Genomic DNA, 20,620 nt, shown 5'->3' with positions numbered 1-20,620 from the left:
AACGGGGCGCTGCAAACTTCGTGCGGCATCGTGTCACAAGTCGCGGGGTGCTGGACAATCAGGATTTTGAATGCCACTAAGAGGGCCAGATTTCTCGTAATCCATGAGGGGCTATTGATGGCGACGTCCAGCTCAGCCGGCCACGACGTACACGGGTCGGGCCAGGCTACCCGGCGCGATTTTCTCTATGTCGCGACCATGGGGCTTGGTGCGGTGGCAGCGGGTGCAGTGGTCTGGCCGCTGATCGACCAGATGAACCCGGCGGCCGACGTGCTCGCCCTTTCTTCGATCGAAGTCGATCTCTCCAAGATCGCCGAGGGCGCCAGCCTGACGGTGAAATGGCGCGGCAAGCCTGTGTTCATCCGCCACCGCACGGCAAAGGAAATCAAGGAGGCCGAAGAGGTCAACTTGGCCGAGCTGCGCGATCCGGAGTCGGACGACCAGCGCGTGAAGCCGGACCACAAGCAGTGGCTGGTCATGATCGGCGTCTGCACCCACCTCGGCTGCATCCCGCTCGGCCAGCAGGGTGACTACGATGGTTGGTTCTGCCCCTGCCACGGCTCGCACTACGACAGCTCGGGCCGCATCCGCAAAGGGCCCGCCCCGGCCAATCTCGCCATCCCGGACTATCAGTTCCTGTCCGACACCAAAGTGAAGATCGGCTGAGGACCCTTTCATGAGCTCTTCGACCCCCTTCCAGACCAACAGCAAGATCGTCAAGTGGATCGAGGCCCGGCTTCCGATCATCTCGACCCTCGACGGCGCCCTGGTCTCCTATCCCGCTCCCCGCAACCTGAACTACTGGTGGAACTTCGGTTCGCTGGCCGGCTTCATGCTGGTCGCCCAGTTGGTCACCGGCATCGTCCTGGTGATGCACTACACGCCGCATGTGACGCTCGCCTTCGCTTCGGTCGAGCACATCATGCGCGACGTGAACTACGGCTGGCTGCTGCGCTACGCGCATGCCAATGGCGCCTCGATGTTCTTCGTCGTGGTCTATATCCACATCCTGCGCGGCCTCTACTACGGGTCCTACAAGGCCCCGCGAGAGCTGCTGTGGTGGCTCGGCATCGTGATCTTCCTGCTGATGATGGCGACCGCCTTCATGGGCTACGTGCTGCCCTGGGGCCAGATGTCCTTCTGGGGCGCCACCGTGATCACCAACCTGTTCAGCGCCATCCCCGGCGTCGGTACGAGCATCGTCACCTGGCTGTGGGGCGGCTTCTCGGTCGACAATGCGACGCTGAACCGCTTCTTCTCGCTGCACTACCTGCTGCCCTTCGTGATCTGCGCCGTGGTGTTCCTGCACCTCTGGGCGCTGCACACCACGAAGTCGAGCAACCCGCTCGGCATCGAGATCAAGGGCGAACAGGACACCGTGCCCTTCCACCCGTATTACACGGCGAAGGACATGTTCGGCCTCTCGGTCTTCCTGCTGTTCTTCGCCTACTGGGTGTTCTTCGATCCGAACTACCTGGGCCATCCGGACAACTACACCGAGGCCAACCCGCTGGTGACCCCCGCCCATATCGTGCCCGAATGGTACTTCCTGCCGTTCTACGCGATCCTGCGCGCGGTGCCGGACAAGCTCGGCGGTGTCATCGCCATGGGCGGCGCCATCGTCATCCTGTTCTTCATGCCCTACCTCGACTTCTCGAAGGTCCGTTCGGCCAAGTTCCGTCCGATCTACAAGCAGGCCTTCTGGCTCCTGGTGATCGACGGTCTGATCCTCGGCTATGTCGGCTCCCAGCCGGCGGAGGGGATCTGGATCCTGGTCGGCCGCATCGCCTCGCTCTACTACTTCGCGCACTTCCTGGTCATCGTGCCGTTGATTTCCTGGTTCGAGAAACCGCTGCCGGTCCCCGAGTCCATCGCCAAGGCGGTGCTCGGCGACAAGGCCCACGGTTGAGGAGGAGAAACCCATGCGTTCGATGATGATCGGCGCCGCGGCGCTCCTCGGCCTCGGCCTGACGGCCCCGGCCCTCGCGGCCGAGGGTGGCGTTCCCCACCTCGAATGGAGCTTCAGCGGCGCCTTCGGGACCTATGACCGGGCTGCCCTGCAGCGCGGCTTCCAGGTCTACAAGGAAGTCTGCTCGGCCTGCCATTCGATGAAGTACCTGTCGTACCGCGACTTGCGCGACATCGGCTTCTCCGAGGCCGAAGTGAAGGCGATCGCGGCCCAGTACGAAGTCGCGACAATCGACGAAAATGGCGACCCGGCGACCCGCAAGGCCGAACCGTCCGATCGCTTCCACTCGCCCTTCCCGAACGACGAAGCGGCACGCGCGGCGAACGGTGGCGCCCTGCCGCCGGACCTTTCGCTGATGGCCAAGGCGCGCCATGCGGGCCCTGACTATATCGTCGCGCTCTTGAGCGGCTATCACGAGCCGCCTCCGGGCTTCGTCGTGGCCGAGGGCAAGTCCTACAACGCCGTCTTCGCGGGCAACAACATCGGCATGCCGAAGCCGATCAGCGACGACCAGGTGACCTATGCCGACGGCACCAAGGCGACGCTGGCGCAGGAAGCGCATGACGTCGCCACCTTCCTGATGTGGGCCGCCGAGCCCAAGCTGGAAGAGCGCAAGCGCATCGGTGTGAAGGTGATGGGCTTCCTCGGCCTGCTCTCCATCTTCACCTACCTGAGCTACCGCCGCGTGCGCCGGAAGGTGCAGGGCCATTGATCATCCGCCGCCTTGCGCGATGATGGACGGGGAGGCTCTGCCTCCCCGTTTCGTTTTTCCGGGGTGTTCTCATGGCGATGCTGGGCGTTATCGGCGGTTCGGGCCTCTATGACATCGACGGGCTGGAGGAGCGCCGCACCGTCGCGGTGAAGAGCCCCTGGGGTACGCCGTCGGACGAGATCACCCTGGGCCGCCTCGGCGGCATCGAGGTGGCCTTCCTGCCCCGCCACGGCCGGGGCCATGTGCTGTCGCCGAGCGATATCGACTACCGCGCCAATATCGACGCCCTGAAGCGCCTCGGCGTCACCGACATTCTCTCGCTCTCGGCCTGCGGCTCGTTCCGTGAGGGCCTGCCGCCCGGCACCTTCGTCGTCGTCGACCAGTTCGTCGACCGCACCTTCGCGAGGCCCAAGAGTTTCTTCGGCAAGGGCATGGTGGCCCATGTCTCGATGGCGGACCCGGCCTGCGCCCGGCTCGGCGACCTGGTCGAGGAGGCGGCGGATTTCGCCGAGGTGACGCTGCACCGCGGCGGCACCTATCTCGCCATGGAGGGGCCGCAGTTCTCGACCCGGGCGGAGGCCAACCTCTACCGCGCCTGGGGCTGCGACGTCATCGGCATGACCAACATGCCGGAGGCCAAATTGGCCCGCGAAGCCGAGATTTGCTACGCCACCGTGGCCATGGTCACAGATTTCGACTGCTGGCACGAGCAGCATGGCTCGGTCGACGTCACGGACGTGATCGCGGTGATGCAGAAGAATGCCATGGCGGCCAAGGCGCTGATCAAGGGGGCCGCGCCGTTGCTGGCGGAGCGCCGGCCGGCGGCTTGTCCCCATGGCTGCGACCATGCGCTGGAACACGCACTGATCACGGCGCCCGGTGCCCGCGATCCGCAACTCGTCGCCAAACTGGACGCGGTCGCCGGCCGCCTGTTGAAATCGGAGGGGTAACATCATGTTCGGTTGGATCGTTCTCGGCCTCGTGGTGGCCGTGGTCGCCTATACGGTCGTCACCTACAACGGCCTGGTCGCAGGCAAGAACCAGGTCGCCAACGGCTGGAAGCAGATCGACGTCCAGCTCAAGCGGCGCTACGACCTGATCCCCAACCTGGTCCAGGTCGCCAAGGATTACATGGGCTACGAGCAGGAAACGCTGCAGCAGGTGATCGCCGCGCGCAATTCGGCGATGAACGCCAGCGGTCCGGCCGCGGCCGGCGTCGCCGAAGCGGCGGTCTCGGGCGCGCTCGGCAAGTTCATGGCGCTCGCAGAATCCTATCCCGAGCTGAAGGCGAACGAGAACGTGCGCAGCCTGATGGAAGAGCTGACCTCGACCGAGAACAAGATCGCCTTCGCCCGCCAGCACTACAACGACAGCGTGATGGCGCAGAACAACCGGCTGGAGCAGTTCCCCTCGAACCTGGTGGCGCGCCTGGGCAGCTTCCCGGTCGCCGAATATTTCAACGTGCCGGAGGCCGAGACGGCGCCGGTGAAGGTCGCGCTGCGCTGAGGCTGGGGCGATGACAGGGGGGCAGGGGCCCTGGGGCCCCACGGAACCGGAGTCCGAGGCGACGGTGATCGTGCCGCGCCCCGCCGCGGCCGCGACGGCAGGCCTGGTATCGACCGATTTCGTTGGGGCCGCCGCACGCAACCGGCGCGCCACCTGGGGCCTGATCGGGATCATGATCGCCATCGGCGCCCTCCTCGGCTATCTGCTGGGCGCCTTCGTCGAATCGGGCAACGGCGCCCCCAACTTCAACCCCTTCGCCTCCGCGACCGGTTTCGGCTTCGCGATCTTCATGATCGTGGTCAGCGGGATCTGGACGCTGATCGTGCTCCGCTTCGGCGACCGCATCGTGCTCGGCCTTTCAGGCGCCCGCGAGGTGAGCGCCGAAGAGGCGCCGGTGCTGCACAATGTGGTCGAGGAAATGGCCATCGCCGCCGGCGTGCCCAAGCCGCGCGTCGCCATCATGGACACGGACGCCCTGAACGCCTTCGCCGCCGGCATGTCGCCGGACCATGTCGCGATCGCCGTCACCCGCGGCCTGCTCGCCAGCCTGAACCGCGAAGAGCTGCAGGCGGTGGTCGGGCACGAGATGGGGCACCTGCTCAATCTCGACGTCCGTTACGGCACCGCGGTCGGCGTCTATGTCGGGCTGATCGCCCTGCTCGCCGATGCCATCCTGCGGGTCGCGAGCTGGGGTGGTGGGCGGTCGTCGCGTTCCTCGAACGGCAAGGGGGGCGGTGCCCAGGTGCTGCTCGGCATTCTCCTGGTGATCGCGGCGATCCTGGCGCCGATCGCGGCGCGGCTCGTCCAGATGGCGATCTCGCGCCAGCGCGAATTTCTGGCCGACGCCACGTCGGCCCGGCTGACCCGCAACCCGCTCGCGCTGATTTCGGCGCTCGAAAAACTGGGCGCCTCGACGGTGCCCATGGCCAATGCCAACCGGGCGACCCAGCACCTGTTCATCGTCAATCCGTTCCGGGATTTCTCGGCCAAGGCGAGCGCCCTGATGGCAACTCACCCGCCCTTGGCGGAGCGGATCGAGCGGCTGCGCAACCTGCGCTGAGCCTCGATCAGCTCTTGTGGCCGGTGGCTAGAGTCAGGCCTTGCGGCCTGCCGGGCGGACGGGGATCGCCATCGGGTGGCCTTGCGGCTTGGGGCCTGCAGCGGCGAGGCGCATCGACAGGGTGACCGCGCCGCCACAATGGGGGCAGGTGGCGTGGCGGCGGATCTCGATCAGCGGAAATTGGGCACCGAGCTGGCGGATCAGCGAATCCAGATTGACGTCGGCGCCGCGCTGGCAGGCCGGGCAGTCCAGGCGCACGGCGTAGCCGTTCTCGGACAATTCGCCGATCGTATTGAGACGGACTGCGGCTATCTTGTCGGCCATCGGTGGAGTCGCTCGGTCTGTGGTCGCATGCGAGATTAGGCCAGCCAGCCTAGCGAAGGGTTAACGATAGGGAGGCCATGTACGGCGAGGTCAAGGCAATGCTGTTCCGCATCATGCCCGGCGGGGCCGAGGCGGCGCAGATCTATCTGGGCCTTCTGTGCCTGCTGGCGATCCTGGCGGTCGCCCGGCGCGGCCTGTCGTGGTTGCCGTCGCTCGGCATCCTGCTGGTCCTCGGCCTCGCCATCGAGGTGGCGGACGTCGTCTTCCTGCGCCAGTCGGCCCGGGCGGCGGCGCCCGAGCTGCTGCATTTCATGCTGGTACCCTGTGTCCTCCACCTGTTCGCCCGGCTGCGCTGGCTGAAAGTCTGACGCCGTCATGGAGTTCGTGGCGACGCCCGAGGTGCTCGGGCTCCTGTTCCTGGTCAGCCTGGTGGCCGGCTGCATCGATGCGATCGCGGGGGGCGGCGGGCTGCTGACCCTGCCGGCGCTGCTCACGGCGGGCCTGCCCCCGGCGGCGGCGCTGGCGACCAACAAGCTGCAAGGCAGTTTCGGCACGCTGATCGCCTCGATCACCTTCATCCGGCGGGGCGAGATCGACCTGAAGGCGTTCCGGCCCTTCGTGCTGGCGACCTTCCTCGGCGCCGTCGCGGGCACCATCGGGGTCCGCCTGATCGACGCCTCCGCGCTCGCCAAGGCGATCCCCGTGCTGCTGATCGCCGTCGCCCTCTATGTCCTTCTGTCGCCTCGGGCGTCCGACATCGAGGCGCATCAGCGGATTTCGGCGGGCGCTTTCGCCGGCTTCGTGGCGCCGCTGATCGGCGCCTATGACGGCTTCTTCGGGCCGGGTACCGGGTCCTTCTTCGCGATCGGCTTCGTCGCCCTGCTCGGCTTTTCGCTGCGCCGGGCGACGGCACACGCCAAGCTGCTGAATTTCACCTCGAACATCGCCTCGCTCGCGGTCTTTCTGGCGGGCGGCCATGTCGTCTGGATCGCCGGCCTCGCCATGGCGGCCGGCCAGCTCGTCGGTGCCCAGGTCGGCGCCCATCTGGTGATCAGGGTCGGTGCCCGGATCGTGCGGCCGATCCTGGTCGTGATGTCCCTGGCGCTCGCCCTCAAGCTGCTGTTCCTGGGCTAGTCCTTCTTGGAGAGGGCGTCCTTCACCGCCTGATAATCGATCTTGCCGGAGCCGAGCAGGGGCACTTCCGTCACCGTGACGATCGTCTTCGGCAGCATCAGTTCGGTCAGCCCCCGTTCCTGCAGGTGACGCGAGAGGCGGCTGCGTTCCGCCTCGGGGCAGGTCGTCATCATGGCCAGGCGTTCGCCCTTGGTGGGGTCGGGCAGATTGACCACGGCATGGATGAAATCGGGCCAGAGTTCGTTTGCCTCGTGCTCGACCGCGGCGAGACTCACCATCTCGCCCGCGATCTTGGCGAAGCGCTTGGCCCGGCCGAGAATGGTGACGAAGCCGAGTTCGTCGATCTCGACGATGTCGCCGGTGTCGTACCAGCCGTCCTTGGGCGGATCCAGTTCGGCCGGGCGGTCGGGCCAATAGTAGCCGAGCATGATGTTGGGGCCGGTGACGACCAGGCGGCCGCCCCGGACGATACCCTCGACCGGCTCGATCCGGGCCCGCATGGCGGGCAGCAGACGACCGACCGAGCCCGGCTTGAACTGCATCGCCGTATTGACCGCCACCACCGGCGAGCATTCGGTGGTGCCGTAACCTTCCAGGATACGGACGCCGAATTTCTCGCCGTAGATCCGCCGCGTCTCGTCCTTCACCCGTTCGGCGCCGGCGAAGATGTAGCGGGTCGAATAGAAGTCGTAAGGATGGGCGGCACGGGCATAGCCGTTCAGGAAAGTGTCGGTGCCGAACATGATGGTCGAGCCGGTCTCATAGACCAGTTCGGGGATCGCCCGGTAGTGCAGCGGCGAGGGGTAGAGGAAGGTCTTCACCCCGACCAGGATGGGCAGCACCATGCCGCCCAGCAGGCCGAAGGAATGGAACACGGGCAGGGGGTTCAGCACCTTGTCCTGGCGCGTGATGTCGACGATCGAGGTGACCTGGAGCTGGTTGGCGTTCAGGTTGCGGTGGCTCAGCACGACGCCCTTCGGCAGGCCTTCCGAGCCTGAGGTGAAGAGCACCACGGCCGGCGCCTCCGCCGGCGTCGTCACCTCGCCGCGGAAGAATTTCGGCGCCCGCGAGGCGGCGAGGCCGAACAGCTTGTCGGTCAGGGTCAGGCCGCTGCGGACATCCTCGAGATAGACGACGGTGGCGACTTCGCCGATCGCCTTGATGGCGTCCTCCAGCTTGGCCATCTGGACGAAGCGGCGCGAGGTCAGCACCGTCTTCACCTTGGCCGTGCGGCAGGCGGAGGCCATGGTCGACGGCCCGGCCGAGAAATTCAGCATGGCCGGGATCCGGCCGAAGCCGATCAGGGCGAAGAAGGTGACCGCGACACCCGCCGTGTTGGGCAGCAGCACGCCGATCGTCTCGCCCTCGCTGGTGCGCCGGGCCAGCGCCCGGCCCAGCACCAGACAGGCCATGACGAAGCGGTTGTAGGTCAGCGGCTTGCGTTCCTGGTCCTCGATGATCTGCGAGGAACCGCCGTGGCGCGTCCTGGCGTCGAGCAGGGCCTGCCACAGGTTCATCGAGAGATCCGCCGAGGCGAACATCATCTCGACCATGACGTCATAGAGCTTGTTGCCCACGACCTGGCGCCGCCGCCGCCCGGTGATGCCGGCGGCAACCTCGAAGCGGCGCGGCTCCAGGATATGGATCGTCACCTTGGGGAACAGGCGGCGGTGGATTTTTCCGCCCAGGCGCGAGAACAGCGAATATTGCGGCCCCTCGATGCGGATCGGCACCACCTTGGCCTGGGCCCGGTCGGCCACCATGCCGGGGCCTTCGTAGATCTTCATCAGGCCGCCGGTCACGGTCGGCCGGCCTTCGGGGAAGATCACCATGGGGGCGCCGTCGGCGACCGTCCGGATCAGCGCCTTGACCGCGCCGGGCTGCGAGGCATCGACCGGATAGAGCTTGATCAGCTTGGCGAGCAGGCGGGGGCCGATCCGGCCGGCCACTTCCTTCGGGGCGGCGAAAAGCGGCTGCCCGGGCAGGAAGGCGGCCAGCAGCGGCGCATCAAGGTTGGAGACGTGGTTGGCGACATAGACCACGCGGGAGCCGGCCTCGGCGATATGCTCGAGCCCCGTGACCTCGACCCGGAAGACGAAACGCAACAGCCGCGCCGCCGCCGCCTTGAACAGATGATCCGGCCACAAGCGGAGCGCCGCCGGCAGGCTCGCCACCACGAGAAGGCCGAGGACCAGGAAGAGGTCGGCCAGACCGAAGCCGATCAGCCGCAGCAGCAGCGCGCCGACCAGCCCGGCGATGCCGCAGAGCCCGGTCAGCAGGCCGGTCACCGCATAATGATGGGCGGTGCGCCGCTCGTCCTCGGGATCGCCCACCAGGACCAGGAGCGGGGCCGCGAGCAGGCCACCGGCCGCCGCCAGGAAGAAGGCGTCGATCGCCAGGCGGACGGCGCCGGCATCGCCGAAGACGTCCCAGACCGGACGGGCGGGGCCGGTGATGGCGGTCAGGTTGCCAGCCACGAAGAAGATGTCGAAGGCGCCGAAGGCGGCGACGATCAGGGCCGGCGGCAGGAAGGCGGCGCTGACTGCCGCGCCGCCGGCGAGCCGCCGGGCCAGGAAGGCACCGAAGGTGACGCCGAGGGCGAAGACGCCGAGGAAGGCATATTCGGCGAGCGGCCCGCCGCCCAGGATCTGGCGCACCACCGCCGGCAGATAGGTGACCAGCAGCACGGCACCGGCGGCGAACCAGGCGACGCCGAGGGCGGCGGCCCAGGGGGTCTGGCGCTGGCGCATGGGGCCGATGGTGGCGAAGATGCCGCCGCGGGCGAGCGCCGGCAGATCGCGCTCGTCCTCGGCCGGCGGCTCGCCCACCGTGGCCTTGGCCAGTCTGCCGGTCAGCCACCAGCCGAAGCCGGCGACCACGACCAGCGCCCCGGCCAGCAGGACGTCACCGCCCGGCAGGCTGCCTAATCCATGGCCGAGCCCGATGCCGGCCGCCGCCCCCAGGAAGACGGCACTGAGCGCCCCGGCGACGCCGCCGAGGCGCTGCGCCGGCCCGAGCCTTCGATGCAGGGCGGAGAGCACCAGGGGGCCGAGCACGGCACCGACGATACCGTCGAGCGCCAGGGCCGCCCAGCGCGCCCAATCTTCGCCGCTGACCAGGCCGCCACCCTCGGCCAAGGCCGACAGAAGGACGACGGCCATCGACCAGGTGACCAGGGGCTGGCCCCGCCCGCGCACGGCGATGGCGCCCGATAGGCGGGGCAGCAGGATCGGCGGCACCAGCAGCAGGGCAGCGGCCAGCAAACCGCGCAGGCCGAATTCCGCCGCCCCGGCGTCGAGCGGCAGGGCGATGAAGCTGGCCGCGGTGACCAGGCTGTAGACGGTGAGGGCGAACCACAGGCGTGGCGCCGGTCCGGTGCTCCACCACGAGGGGCGCGGCGGCACGTCCCTGGCCGGGACATCTCCTTCTGGGGCACCGGCGCCCGGCGCCGGCAGCTCGTCGTCCGATGTCGCCCGCGGATCTTCGATCATGCAGAGTCCCCCTGCGCGCTCGGCCTCTTCGGGCCGGCGGCGTCGCGCCAGATGTTGCGTGATTAGCCCGAAACCCCCTGCGGGTGGAAGGGGAAGCCGTGGATTAGCCATCATTTCTGCGGTTTCTCCGGCTGTTCAGTTCGCCTTCCATGTCGGATAGGATGGAGGCCCGGGGAGCGAGGCGCCGATTACCGCGCAGCCGCCCGTCGGGTTCGGTGTGCCGCGGCTGAATCGGATCGGTGTGATCTGGATCACAGACGGCGACGCACCGCAGGTTGTCCGCTTAGGCCATCGAACTTCTGTCATTCGGCGGGTCATCTTCATGCAGAATTCGTCCTGTCAGCGCGCGGCCGGCGGCCTCGAGAGCGCCGCGCCTCCCTGCAGCGGGGAGACGGGCAGCCGATGATCACGGCGATGGCCGATACCGCCTGGCAGGCCGGGCTGGACCTCGCGGCCGAGCCCTTCGCCATGGTGCGCGGGCGCACCGCGCGGCGTGCCGCCCAGGCCATCATCGCCGCCTACGAGCAGATCGAGGCGACCGCGGGGCCCAAGCTCGGTCCGATCGTCGACTGGCTGTTGGCGGGCTATGGTTTCGCGGCGGATCATCCCTACCGCCGGGCGGCGGCACAGATCGCCGCCGCGATCGAGGCGCGGGACACGCCCCACCCGCTCAATCCCTATCACAATGCCCATCACACGCTGGAAGTCGTCCTGAACGCCCATTATCTGGCGGCGCGCAACGACGCGGTGGCAACCCACATCCGCCTGACGGCGCGCGAGCACGGCCTGCTCTGCGTGGCGGCCCTGATCCATGATTTCGAACACGACGGGACCATGAACGGGGCCCAGCGCTTTCGCCTGGAGCGTCTGGCCAACGACCGGGCGACGCCCCATTTCGATGCCGCCGGCGTCACGCCCGAGGATCAGGCGGCGATCCGGGTGATCGTCCTGGCGACCGATCCGGCCGGCCCCAACCTCTACATGAAGTCGCTGCACAGCGAGGCCTTCTACGGCGGGCCGCCGCCCGATGCCACCACCGCCTTCCCGGAATTGCTGCCGCTCGCCGAGGATCATCGCCTGCTCCGGCTCGCGGGGCTTCTGAACGATGCCGATCTCCTGTCGTCGGCCGGGCTGTCGTCGGACTATGCCGCGAAACAGTCGGCCAAGCTCGGGGCGGAGGCGGGGCGCCGGCTCGGCAGCGCGGATTTCCTGCGCTTCCTCGGCCATATCGTGGGGGGCAGCTTCACCACCCGGGCCGGGCGCTTCTTCAACCTGAACATGTTCCTGATCAAGTCTCTGGCCGAGCTGGGCGCCGAAGAGCACGAGATGAAGGACGTGGCCGCAAAAGAGCCCCTGATGCGGCCTTGAGACGGGTATTCGTCCGGCGGTTCAGGCGACAGTGACCGGATCGCCGAGGGCGATGCCAGCCCCCGCGACCACCCGGCAGGTGACGCCGCCCCGCCAGTCCGGCCCGAGGGCGGCGGTCAACCCGGGCAATTGTTCGTCCATGCGGCTGCAGGGATCGGTCTCGCCCGTCACTTCGAGCACGAGCTCGCCGATGCGCAGCCGGGCGCCGGCGTGGCGCGGCAGGGCGACACCTTCGACCAGGAGATTGGCCCGGCGGAGCGTCCAGGGCGTGTCGCGGCCGGGACTGAGGCCGAGGTCAGCCAGCGCATCCCGGAAGCTCTCGAGTGCCAGCACGGTGACCTGGCGCTTGCCCGGCTTGCCCCTGATGTCGCCGGCGACGCCCGCCTCGGTGCTGACCGAGATGGCGTCGAGGGTCTCCATCGGTGCGCGCGGCTGGGCGCGCCTGGCGATGCCGATCAGCCGGCCGGTCATTTCCAGCATTCGACCAGAACGGTGAAGCGCTGCGCCTGTTCCCCGACGTCGGCAGCGGCCAGCACGGTCTCGGAGGGGGCGGCGATCGGCGTCACCTGGTTGGTGTTCAGGAAGCTCAGGGCGACGTCGCCCTTGATGGCGAAATTCACGTTCTGCGGAATGTCGCCATAGGCGTCGACCACTTCGAGCGCGTCGAGCTTGGCCGAGACGATGCCGACGACATGGCCCGAACGGTCGAGCAGCGGCCCGCCCGAATTGCCCGGCTGCACCGGCGCCGAGACTTGGAAATAGTTGGGATCGTCGCGCAGGCCGGCGTTGGCGCTGATCGTGCCGGTCGCCACATTGGCTTCGGACGATAGCAGGCCGCGCAGGGGATAGCCGATGGCGACGACGTCGTCGCCCGGGCGGGGCGGCCGGCCCATGCGGAAGTTGGCCACGGCCGGGGGTACCGTAGACGAGCGCAGCAGGGCGAGGTCGTGGCTCGGGTCCGTCGCCACCACGGTGGCGGTGCCGACCCGCTCGCGCCCCAGGCGCAGCTTCAGTTCGGAACAGGCGGCGACGACATGCTGATTGGTCAGCACGAGGCCGCCGGCCGTGACGAAGAAGCCGGAGCCGGTCGAATCGAGTTCCGTGCGGCTGCGGTCAGGGGGCGGGGGGGCGGTCGGGCCAGTGCTGGCGACGCGGGGGACGGCACTGCCCGGGCCGCTGTTCTTCAGCCAGTCGTCGGCGCGGCGACGGGCTTCCCGGACCTCGGTCCGCTCCATGCGTTCGCCGAGGTCGCTGCGGTCTTCGAGCGTCGCTTCGCGGTCGGGGCCCGAGCCCATGGAATCGATCGCGATCGACAGCCATTTGTAGGCTTCGATCAGGTCCTGGGGCACGCCCTGGCCGTCGCGGAACAGGGCCGCCAGGTTGCGCATGGCGCTGGTATTGCCCTGGAGGGCTGCCTTCTCGTACCAATAGCCGGCCTCGCTGGGTGCGCGGGCGACGCCGTCGCCGGATTCAAGCAGGACGCCCAAGTTGTTCTGGGCGGCGGCATTGCCCTGTTCGGCCGCCTTGCGGTACCAGACCGAGGCTTCCGCCTTGTCGATCGTCACACCTTCGCCGGCGTCCAGCATCAGGGCGAGGTTGAACTGCGCCTCGGCATCGCCCTGTTCGGCCGCCTTGCGGTACCAATAGGCCGCCTTGGTGTCGTCGAGCGGGACCCCGGTGCCGAAATCATACATCACGCCCAGGTTGAACTCCGCCCGGGCGAAGCCCTGGGCCGCGGCGGCGGCGTACCAGCGGGCCGCCTCGACCTTGTTCTCGGTCACGCCGACGCCCTTGTCGTAGAGCACGCCCAGATTGTTCTGCGCCTTGGCATGGCCTTGCTCGGCGGCCTTTTGGTACCAGAAGGCCGCCTGCACCGGATCGCGGTCGATGCCGTCGCCGTTCTCGTACATCAGGGCGATGTTGTATTGGGCGCCGACATGACCGGAGGTCGCCGCCTTGCGGTACCAATAGGCGGCCTCGGTCTTGTTGACTTCGATGCCCTTGCCGGAGTCGTAGAGCAGGGCGAGGTTGAACTGGGCGTCGGAATTGCCGCGCTCGGCCGCCAGGCGGTACCACTTGGCCGCCTCGGTATCGTTCTCGGTCACGCCCTGGCCGTTGTCGAGGATCACGCCGACGCCGAACTGCGCGTCGGAATCCCCGCCGTCGGCAAGCGGCAGCCAGATGTCATAGGCTTGGCGATAGTCGCCGCGTTCATAGGCGGCGAAGCCGTCCTGATAGCTGGCGGCCCATGCCAGGGTTCCCAGGGCACAGGTCGCCAACAGACCGAATGTGACAACGGCGGCGGCGGCAATACGGCCACGACGGCCAAGGCGAATCATCGCAGGGCACCAGCGGGCGTCCCGGCAGGGCGGCAATCCGGGTCGCATAAAAATAGATCTAGAGTGTTAATTAGACTCCCGCAAAGCGAGTCGCGATGATTTTGCAAGTGCGAAATGCGATTCATGCGCCAGTGTTGCCCGATCAACGCTGTATCGGGTCAACCGCCCGAAATCGTCATGCCGCCATCGACCACCAGGACCTGACCGTTGGTGTAGCGGCCGGCATCGGCGGCGAGAAAAAGGGCGGCTCCGGCGATGTCTTCGGGCTCGCCGATGCGGGCGGCCGGACAGTTGCGCAGCACCTCGCGCTCGATATCCGGATTTTCCCACAGCGCGCGGGCGAAATCGGTGCGGATCAGGCCGGGGGCGATGCAGTTGGTGCGAATGCCGTCGCCGCCCCATTCGACCGCCAGGTTGCGGGCGAGCTGCATGTCCGCCGCCTTGGAGATGCAATAGGCGCCCAGCATGGCCGAACCGCGCAGGCCGCCGATCGAGGAGACGATGACGATCGCCCCCTTGCTCTCGGCCAGGGCCTGCCGCGACAGCTGGCACAGCCACAGGTTCGATTTCACGTTGGACGCCATGATCTTGTCGAAGGCCGCTTCGGGCACGTCGGCGATCGGGCCGAAATAGGGGTTCACGGCGGCGTTGCAGATCAGCGCGTCGAGCCGCCCGAAGGCGGCCACGGTGCTGCGCACCAGGGATTCGCAATCGTCGCGGGACGAAATGTTGCAGGGAACGACGATCGCCGTGCCGCCTTCGGCCGCGATTTCGGCACGGACCTTCTCGCAGGCCTCGGCCTTGCGGCTGGAGATCACCACCGAAGCGCCGGCCCGGGCCAGCTCGATCGCGATGGCGCGGCCGATGCCGCGGCTGGAGCCGGTGACCACCGCCACCTTGCCGGTCATGTCGAACAGTCGCGATGCCATGATGCTATCCTCCCCCGCACGATTCGTTTTCTTATAGGGTCATGCACGACTGGGACGACCTCAAGATCGCATTGGCGATCGCCCGCCACGGCACGCTGACCGCGGCCGGCCGGGCCCTGGGATTGAACCAGTCGACCATGGGACGGCGCCTGGCCGCCTTCGAATCGGCGATCGGCCGGCCTCTGTTCGAACGCCAGGGCAATGCCCTGCTGCCGACCGAGACGGGGGCAAGGGTGGTCGCCGCCGCCGAACATATGGCCGGCACCATGGCCGAGCTTTCGGTCGAACTCTCCGGCGGGCCGACGCCGCTCGAAGGCGTGCTGCGCCTTTCGGCGCCGGAGCTGTTGATCGCACCCTTCCTGGCCTCGCGCCTGGCGCCCTTCGTCTCCGGCCATCCCGGGCTCTCGATCGAGCTCGTCTCCGACGAGCGGCCGCCGGTGCTGGCCCGGCGCGACAGCGACATCGCCCTTCGCTTCGCCCTGCCGGACCAGGCCGAGCTCTTCGTCCGCCGCGTCGCCTTCGTCGCCTTCGCGGTCTATGCCGCACCCCGCTATGTCCTTACCGCCGGTCTCGATCCGGAGGAGCGGCGCTCGCCGGCGCCCGGCACTTTCGCCGGTTGCGACGCGATCGGCCCGCCGCCCGAACTCTCCGGCTCGCCCGATGCTCAATGGTTCGCCCATCTGGCCCGTGGTGCCCGGCCGGCGCTCCGGGTCGACGGCACGCTGGGCCAGCTCGAGGCGGTAAAGGCCGGGCTCGGCGTCGCCCTGCTGCCCTGTTTCATCGGTGACGACGCCGGACTGACGCGGCTGACCGCGCCTGGCGCCTGCCCCTTGCGGGAAGTCTGGCTCGCGGTGCATCGCGAGCTTCGCCATGCGCCCCGCCTGCGCGCCGCGATCGACCAGATCAGCGCCATCATGAAGCGCGAGCGCCCCGCCCTGATGGGGGCGCCGCGCCCCTGATCAGGCCTTTGCGAAGGCTTCTTTCATGCGGGCCGCGGCCTCGACCAGGGCGGTGCGGCCGGCCTCGATCACGCCCGACATCGAACAGAAGCCGTGGATCAGGCCCGGATATTCGGCCGTGGTGACGGGTACCCCGGCAGCACGCAGGGCATCCGCATAGGCCAGGCCCTCGTCGCGCAGGGGATCGAAACCGGCGACGATGACATGGGCGGGGGCGAGCTTGCTCAGGTCCTTGTGGCGGAGCGGGGAGAAGCGCGGATCGGTCAGGTCCTCCAGCCCCAGATGGCCGACATACTGGTTGAAGAACCACTGCATAAGGTCTTGATCCAGCATATAACCTTCCGCATTCGCCTTGCGAGACAGGCCTTCGTGCAGGGCGTCGGTGGCGGGATAGATCAGGAGCTGGAAGGCGAGCTTCGGGCTCCCTGCGTCGCGCGTCATCTGGGCCACCACGGCGGAGAGATTGCCGCCCGCGGAATCGCCGCCGACCGCGATCCGCATGGGATCGGCGCCGATTTCGGCGAAATGGCCGGCGACCCAGTTGACCGCGGCCAGGCAGTCGTCGACCGCGGCCGGGAAGCGGTGCTCCGGTGCCAGCCGGTAGTCGACCGAGACGACCAGGCAGCGTGCCTCGTTGGCGAGCAGGCGGCAGGGCGCATCATGGGTGTCCAGGCTGCCGATCACGAAGCCGCCGCCGTGGAAGAAGACCAGCACGGGCAGCGGCCCCGCGGGCGCCGCCACCGGGGTATAGATCCGGATGGGCAGGTCGCCGCCCGGCCCCGGGATGGTGCGGTCCTCGACCTTGCCGATCGGGACGTCCTTCAGGTCGGTCAGCTTGCAGGAGATTTCGAACATCTGGCGCGCCACGCCGGCCGGCACCTGGTGGAGCTTAGGCAGAGGCGATTTGGCGATCTGCTCCAGGATGGCCTTGGCCTGGGGGTCGAGGGTCATGGTTTCTCTCCTGTCGTTGGCGCTTGGTCCCTCAAGGCGGCGAGGAAGCGCAGAATCACGTCGATGTACCAGATGCCGCCCCGGCCGTGATGGCCGACATGGCCGCCGCCCCGGGTGAAGGCCGGGATGGCGCCGGGGATCGCCCGCCAGTCGACCCGCGCATAGGGGGCGAAGGGGATGATCGGGTCGTCCTTCGCGGCGATCACCAGGGCTGGAATCCGGATGCCGGCAAGATGCGCCGCGGCACTGTTCTCGGCCTGGAAGGCGTCCGCCGAGGGATAGCCGTTCCGGGGCGCCGTCACATGGGCGTCGAAATCGACGAAGCTCTCCGCCGCGTCCACGGCAGCACGCAATTGCGGCGAGAGTTCGGCCCCGGGGGCGACATATTCCTGCTTGAAGCCTTTCAGCAGGTAGGACTGATAGACCCGGTTGCGCCGCCGATTCAGGTTCGCCGTGGTGGCACCGAGGTCGATCGGCGCGCAGACCGAGGCGACGGCCAGCACAGGGCCGGTTGCGCCATGTTCGCCGGCCAGTTTCAGGACCGTGTTGCCGCCCAGCGAAAAGCCGATGGCGACGACGCCGTCCCCGGTCAGCTCCGGCGAAAGGCCCGCGATCGCATCGCGGAGGTCGCCCGAGCGGCCGGCGTGATAGTGGCGGCGGCAGTCGATCCGGCTCGGCCCGGCGCCGCGCAGGTTGAGCCGCAGCACGCGGTAGCCGGCCTTCAGCAAGGCGGCCGCGGTCTCCAGCATGTAATAGCTGTCGGCACTGCCCGAGAGGCCGTGGGCCAGGAGGACGAGGGGCAGGCCCGGCCGCGGCGCCGCCGGCCGGTCCAGCACGGCGTGCAGCATATCGCCGGTACCGTCGGAAACCGGCAGACGGAGTTCCTGCCGGGCCGCCGCCGGACGGGGCGGTACGGGCTTGGTCAGGGCGTTCCGGATGGTCTGCAGATCGGCGCCGAGCCAGGGCAGCCTTGGCCGGAAAGTGGGCAGCACGAAGCCGGGCAGGGGACCCGGTTCAGGCATCGAGGGGGCGGCCGTCCAGCCAGCGGGCCATCATCACGCGCGGTTGCTCGCCATAGCCGATCGATTCGTAGAAGGCGCGCACCTTGTCGTTCTCCGGCCGGATCAGCAGGTGCATCTTCTGCATCCCCGCGGCGGCGGCCCAGACTTCGGCCGCCCGCACCAGCTTGCGGCCGAGGCCACGGCCGCGCCAGTCGGGCGCCGTGGCGAGATAATACATCCACGCCCGGTGGCCTTCATGGCCGACCATGACGCTGCCCACCAGGGTGCCGGCGGGGTCGACCGCGACCAGGATTTCCGCCTCGCGCGAGCCGCGGGCGCGGGCGATGTCGTCGCGCGGGTCGTTCCACGGCCGGGTCAGGCCGCTGGCCCGCCACAGCTCGACCAGCGCCTCGACATCACCGTCGGTCACGGGGCGGATGGTGACGGCATCGGACATTGCGGCCTCTCGATATAGCCCTGGGCGATCAGCCAATTCGCGCAGTCTGCCACCATGTCGGCCAGCGGCAGCGGACGGTAGCCCAACTCGCGCTGCGCCTTCAGGCTGGGGCAGGGGTTCGACTTGGCGGCCATGGCGGCACCTTCCGGCGTCACCTGCGGCTCGCGGCCCGTGACCAGCGACAGGGCGGAATTGATCTGGCCCATGACCTTCAACATGAACAAGGGCACCACCGGCGGAACCCGGGGCTTGCCCAGACGATGGCAGATTTCCGTGACGAATTCCTTCATGGTCGCCTCGGTCCCGGCCAGCACGTAGTTCTCGCCGACGCGGCCGTGCTCCGCCGCCACGATATGGGCCTTCACCACTTCGTGGACATGGGCGAAGGAGACGCCGCCGGGTGGAATGCCCGGCAGTTCGTCCTGCGCCACCATGAGGAACATGCGCGCCCAGGTGTGGCTGTCCTGCGGGCCGACGATGGCGCCCGGATTCATGATCACGGCGGCGAGGCCCGCTTTCACGGCCTTGCGCACCTCTTCCTCGGCCTGCCACTTGCTGCGCTGGTAATTGATCCAGGAGAGCCCGCCCTTCTGCGGCACTTCCTCGGTGATCGGGCCGTCGATCAGGCCCCAGGCCGAGATGGTCGAGGTATGGATGAAGCGCTTGGCTCCCTTCTCCAGGGCGACGGCGCACATGTTGCGCGTGCCGAGGACATTGTTGCGGGTCTGGCGGGCATTGTGGCGCGCCCACAGATTGGTGTCGCCGGCGACATGGAAGACGGCGTCGGGCGCCGCGGGCATGGCTTGGCGCAGGCTGTCGATCTCGGTGATCGAGCCGGTGACCAGCCGGGCCACCCGGCGCGACAGATATTTGGCGTTCGACCCTTCACGGACCAGGCAAGTGACGTTCCAGCCGCGGCGCAGCAACTCGTCGACGAGATTGATGCCGACAAAGCCGGTCCCGCCGGTGACAAAGGCATCTGGCATGTTGGCTCCCCCCTATGCCCGATCTTTTGATTTGACGAGCTTGCCGGGGTTCATGAGGCCCTTCGGGTCCAGTGCTGTCTTGATGCAGCGTTTGAGGTCCAGCTCGACACTTGAGTGATAGCGCGTAATTTCGTCGATCTTCAACCGTCCAAGTCCATGTTCGGCAGAAATAGAGCCGTTATGGCGGTGCACAATGTCATGCACCAGGGTGGCGAATTCTTCCGTCCGGGCCATGAAGGCGGCCGGCGCGATGCCGACCGGCTGACTCAGGTTGAAATGGAGATTGCCGTCGCCCAGGTGGCCGAAGCAGACGATCCGCACCCCCGGATCGCGCGCCAGGACCGCGGCGGAGGCGGTTTCGACGAATTCGGCGATGCGCGGCACGGGCACGGAAATATCATGCTTCAGGCTGGCGCCTTCCGGCTTCTGGGCGTCCGACATGGCCTCGCGAAGCGCCCAGAGTGCCGTCGCCTGCGCTTCCGAGGCAGCCAGTGTCGCATCGCTGATGCCGCCGTCGCCGAGCGCGGCCGAGAGCACCTGTTCGAGCAGGCCCGACTGGTCCTCTTCCTGGCCCGAAAGTTCGGCCAGAACATACCAGGGCGAATGACTGGCCAGCGGCCGTCGCGCCCCCGGCAGGTGGCGCAGCACGAAATCGAGCCCCCGTTCCGGCATCAGCTCGAAGGCCGTGAGCCTTTCCCCTGCCGCCTGGCGCATCCGGCCGAGCAGGGCGACCGCGGCAGCGACGTCCGGCACCGCGGCGAAGCTGACGGCCCGCGAGCGCGGCCGGGGCCAGAGCTTCAGGCAGGCGGCGGTGATCACGCCGAGCGTGCCTTCGGCGCCGACGAAGAGCTGCTTCAGGTCGTACCCCGTATTGTCCTTGCGGAGCGGTCGGAGACCGTTCCAGATCCGGCCGTCCGGCAGCACCACCTCGAGGCCCAGCACCTGGTCCCTGGTATTGCCGTAGCGCAGCACATGGATGCCGCCCGCGTTGGTGCCCAAGTTGCCACCGATCGTGCAACTGCCTTCCGAGGCGAGGGAGACGGCATAGAGTCGCTCGATCGAGGCGGCCGCCGCCTGGACCTCGGCCAGGGTGCAGCCGGCCTCGACGACGATCGTGTCGCCCGCCGGGTCCAGCTCGCGGATCCGGCGCATTCGGTCGGTCAGGATCAGCACCTGGTCGCCGCTCTCGTCCGGGGTGGCGCCGCCGACCAGGCCGGTATTGCCGCCCTGGGGCACCATGGCGATCCCGGCGGCGTGGAGCAGCGCCATGGCGTCGGCCAGGGCGGCCGTGGTGGCCGGGCGCAAGGCGGCTGGCGTGCGGCCCTTGTAGCGGCCGCGCTGGTCGGCCAGGCGTGGTGCCAGATCTGTCTGGTCCTCGATCAGGCCGCCGGGGCCGAGGATGTCGAGGAGACGGGTGCGGAGGTCGGCGGGCAG

20 protein-coding genes are annotated in these 20,620 nt (G+C 68.3%); 10 read left to right on the top strand and 10 right to left on the bottom strand.

Features of this window, described 5'->3' with window-relative positions; translation table 11 throughout:
* The first annotated feature begins 117 nt into the window (after positions 1-117).
* The 6 genes from petA (at position 118) to WC493_RS13665 (ending at position 5,247) form a co-directional block, all read left to right on the top strand.
* Positions 118-666: a ubiquinol-cytochrome c reductase iron-sulfur subunit gene (gene petA, locus WC493_RS13690; RefSeq protein ID WP_373066089.1), complete on the top strand. Its 549-nt coding sequence runs from the start codon at positions 118-120 to the stop codon at positions 664-666.
* Between the two features lie 10 nt (positions 667-676).
* The gene (locus WC493_RS13685; RefSeq protein ID WP_373066088.1) at positions 677-1,909 is read left to right on the top strand and encodes a cytochrome bc complex cytochrome b subunit; all 1,233 of its coding nucleotides are present in this window, start codon (positions 677-679) and stop codon (positions 1,907-1,909) included.
* A gap of 13 nt (positions 1,910-1,922) precedes the next feature.
* A complete protein-coding gene (locus WC493_RS13680) occupies positions 1,923-2,681 on the top strand; it encodes a cytochrome c1 (RefSeq protein WP_373066087.1) in 759 nt (252 codons plus the stop codon).
* A gap of 71 nt (positions 2,682-2,752) precedes the next feature.
* On the top strand, positions 2,753-3,631 hold the full coding sequence (locus tag WC493_RS13675; protein ID WP_373066086.1) for an S-methyl-5'-thioadenosine phosphorylase: 879 nt from the start codon (positions 2,753-2,755) through the stop codon (positions 3,629-3,631).
* A 4-nt stretch (positions 3,632-3,635) separates the two neighbouring features.
* Positions 3,636-4,187 carry a LemA family protein gene (locus WC493_RS13670; RefSeq protein WP_373066085.1) on the top strand — a complete coding sequence of 184 codons (552 nt, stop codon included), beginning with the start codon at positions 3,636-3,638 and terminating at the stop codon, positions 4,185-4,187.
* Positions 4,188-4,251: 64 nt separating this feature from the next.
* Positions 4,252-5,247 carry a M48 family metalloprotease gene (locus tag WC493_RS13665; RefSeq protein ID WP_373066084.1) on the top strand — a complete coding sequence of 332 codons (996 nt, stop codon included), beginning with the start codon at positions 4,252-4,254 and terminating at the stop codon, positions 5,245-5,247.
* Positions 5,248-5,280: 33 nt separating this feature from the next.
* Here the strand turns inward: WC493_RS13665 and WC493_RS13660 are convergent, their stop codons facing one another.
* Complete coding sequence (locus WC493_RS13660; protein ID WP_373066083.1) at positions 5,281-5,571, bottom strand: hypothetical protein; 291 nt, start codon at positions 5,569-5,571, stop codon at positions 5,281-5,283.
* 77 nt (positions 5,572-5,648) lie between these two features.
* On the opposite strand from WC493_RS13660, the gene WC493_RS13655 reads away from it, so the two are divergent.
* A complete protein-coding gene (locus WC493_RS13655) occupies positions 5,649-5,939 on the top strand; it encodes a hypothetical protein (protein WP_373066082.1) in 291 nt (96 codons plus the stop codon).
* 7 nt (positions 5,940-5,946) lie between these two features.
* A complete protein-coding gene (locus WC493_RS13650) occupies positions 5,947-6,705 on the top strand; it encodes a TSUP family transporter (protein ID WP_373066081.1) in 759 nt (252 codons plus the stop codon).
* On the opposite strand, the gene WC493_RS13645 is transcribed toward WC493_RS13650, so the two are convergent.
* Positions 6,702-10,196, bottom strand: a complete 3,495-nt coding sequence (locus WC493_RS13645) for an AMP-binding protein (RefSeq protein WP_373066080.1) — start codon at positions 10,194-10,196, stop codon at positions 6,702-6,704. The genes WC493_RS13650 and WC493_RS13645 overlap by 4 nt on opposite strands.
* A 402-nt stretch (positions 10,197-10,598) precedes the next feature.
* Between WC493_RS13645 and WC493_RS13640 the strand changes: the two genes are divergently transcribed.
* Positions 10,599-11,564, top strand: a complete 966-nt coding sequence (locus WC493_RS13640; RefSeq protein ID WP_373066079.1) for a hypothetical protein — start codon at positions 10,599-10,601, stop codon at positions 11,562-11,564.
* 21 nt (positions 11,565-11,585) lie between these two features.
* Here WC493_RS13640 and WC493_RS13635 read toward each other — a convergent pair whose 3' ends face one another.
* The 3 genes from WC493_RS13635 to WC493_RS13625 form a co-directional block, all read right to left on the bottom strand.
* The gene (locus WC493_RS13635) at positions 11,586-12,035 is read right to left on the bottom strand and encodes an MOSC domain-containing protein (RefSeq protein WP_373066078.1); all 450 of its coding nucleotides are present in this window, start codon (positions 12,033-12,035) and stop codon (positions 11,586-11,588) included.
* On the bottom strand, positions 12,032-13,843 hold the full coding sequence (locus tag WC493_RS13630) for a trypsin-like peptidase domain-containing protein (RefSeq protein ID WP_373066077.1): 1,812 nt from the start codon (positions 13,841-13,843) through the stop codon (positions 12,032-12,034). Before WC493_RS13630 ends, WC493_RS13635 begins: the two co-directional genes overlap by 4 nt.
* A gap of 218 nt (positions 13,844-14,061) precedes the next feature.
* Positions 14,062-14,832: an SDR family NAD(P)-dependent oxidoreductase gene (locus tag WC493_RS13625; protein WP_373066076.1), complete on the bottom strand. Its 771-nt coding sequence runs from the start codon at positions 14,830-14,832 to the stop codon at positions 14,062-14,064.
* Positions 14,833-14,873: 41 nt separating this feature from the next.
* Between WC493_RS13625 and WC493_RS13620 the strand changes: the two genes are divergently transcribed.
* Complete coding sequence (locus tag WC493_RS13620) at positions 14,874-15,791, top strand: LysR family transcriptional regulator (protein ID WP_373066075.1); 918 nt, start codon at positions 14,874-14,876, stop codon at positions 15,789-15,791.
* Here the strand turns inward: WC493_RS13620 and WC493_RS13615 are convergent, their stop codons facing one another.
* The 5 genes from WC493_RS13615 to WC493_RS13595 all read right to left on the bottom strand — a co-directional run.
* On the bottom strand, positions 15,792-16,742 hold the full coding sequence (locus WC493_RS13615) for an alpha/beta hydrolase (RefSeq protein ID WP_373066074.1): 951 nt from the start codon (positions 16,740-16,742) through the stop codon (positions 15,792-15,794).
* Entirely contained in the window at positions 16,739-17,764 is a 1,026-nt protein-coding gene (locus WC493_RS13610; protein WP_373066073.1) for a YheT family hydrolase, read from the bottom strand. Before WC493_RS13610 ends, WC493_RS13615 begins: the two co-directional genes overlap by 4 nt.
* Positions 17,757-18,200 carry a GNAT family acetyltransferase gene (locus WC493_RS13605; RefSeq protein WP_373066072.1) on the bottom strand — a complete coding sequence of 148 codons (444 nt, stop codon included), beginning with the start codon at positions 18,198-18,200 and terminating at the stop codon, positions 17,757-17,759. Before WC493_RS13605 ends, WC493_RS13610 begins: the two co-directional genes overlap by 8 nt.
* Positions 18,170-19,186 (bottom strand): NAD-dependent epimerase/dehydratase family protein, encoded by a 1,017-nt coding sequence (locus WC493_RS13600; RefSeq protein ID WP_373066071.1) that lies wholly within the window; start codon positions 19,184-19,186, stop codon positions 18,170-18,172. Before WC493_RS13600 ends, WC493_RS13605 begins: the two co-directional genes overlap by 31 nt.
* Before the next feature lie 12 nt (positions 19,187-19,198).
* The coding region (locus tag WC493_RS13595) for an FAD-binding oxidoreductase (RefSeq protein WP_373066070.1) at positions 19,199-20,620 on the bottom strand (1,422 nt) is incomplete at its 5' end.

Source organism: Zavarzinia sp. (assembly GCF_041650655.1).
Taxonomy (GTDB): domain Bacteria; phylum Pseudomonadota; class Alphaproteobacteria; order Zavarziniales; family Zavarziniaceae; genus Zavarzinia.
This window is presented reverse-complemented; position numbering and strand designations above follow the sequence as displayed.

What these genes read in the sequence shown, in the direction of transcription:
- petA (WP_373066089.1), top strand. Translation starts at nt 118, where the DNA reads ATGGCGACGTCCAGCTCAGCCGGCCACGACGTACACGGGTCGGGCCAG.
- WC493_RS13685 (WP_373066088.1), top strand. Translation starts at nt 677, where the DNA reads ATGAGCTCTTCGACCCCCTTCCAGACCAACAGCAAGATCGTCAAGTGG.
- WC493_RS13680 (WP_373066087.1), top strand. Translation starts at nt 1,923, where the DNA reads ATGCGTTCGATGATGATCGGCGCCGCGGCGCTCCTCGGCCTCGGCCTG.
- WC493_RS13675 (WP_373066086.1), top strand. Translation starts at nt 2,753, where the DNA reads ATGGCGATGCTGGGCGTTATCGGCGGTTCGGGCCTCTATGACATCGAC.
- WC493_RS13670 (WP_373066085.1), top strand. Translation starts at nt 3,636, where the DNA reads ATGTTCGGTTGGATCGTTCTCGGCCTCGTGGTGGCCGTGGTCGCCTAT.
- WC493_RS13660 (WP_373066083.1), bottom strand. Translation starts at nt 5,571, where the DNA reads ATGGCCGACAAGATAGCCGCAGTCCGTCTCAATACGATCGGCGAATTG.
- WC493_RS13655 (WP_373066082.1), top strand. Translation starts at nt 5,649, where the DNA reads ATGTACGGCGAGGTCAAGGCAATGCTGTTCCGCATCATGCCCGGCGGG.
- WC493_RS13650 (WP_373066081.1), top strand. Translation starts at nt 5,947, where the DNA reads ATGGAGTTCGTGGCGACGCCCGAGGTGCTCGGGCTCCTGTTCCTGGTC.
- WC493_RS13645 (WP_373066080.1), bottom strand. Translation starts at nt 10,196, where the DNA reads ATGATCGAAGATCCGCGGGCGACATCGGACGACGAGCTGCCGGCGCCG.
- WC493_RS13640 (WP_373066079.1), top strand. Translation starts at nt 10,599, where the DNA reads ATGATCACGGCGATGGCCGATACCGCCTGGCAGGCCGGGCTGGACCTC.
- WC493_RS13635 (WP_373066078.1), bottom strand. Translation starts at nt 12,035, where the DNA reads ATGACCGGCCGGCTGATCGGCATCGCCAGGCGCGCCCAGCCGCGCGCA.
- WC493_RS13625 (WP_373066076.1), bottom strand. Translation starts at nt 14,832, where the DNA reads ATGGCATCGCGACTGTTCGACATGACCGGCAAGGTGGCGGTGGTCACC.
- WC493_RS13620 (WP_373066075.1), top strand. Translation starts at nt 14,874, where the DNA reads ATGCACGACTGGGACGACCTCAAGATCGCATTGGCGATCGCCCGCCAC.
- WC493_RS13615 (WP_373066074.1), bottom strand. Translation starts at nt 16,742, where the DNA reads ATGACCCTCGACCCCCAGGCCAAGGCCATCCTGGAGCAGATCGCCAAA.
- WC493_RS13610 (WP_373066073.1), bottom strand. Translation starts at nt 17,764, where the DNA reads ATGCCTGAACCGGGTCCCCTGCCCGGCTTCGTGCTGCCCACTTTCCGG.
- WC493_RS13605 (WP_373066072.1), bottom strand. Translation starts at nt 18,200, where the DNA reads ATGTCCGATGCCGTCACCATCCGCCCCGTGACCGACGGTGATGTCGAG.
- WC493_RS13600 (WP_373066071.1), bottom strand. Translation starts at nt 19,186, where the DNA reads ATGCCAGATGCCTTTGTCACCGGCGGGACCGGCTTTGTCGGCATCAAT.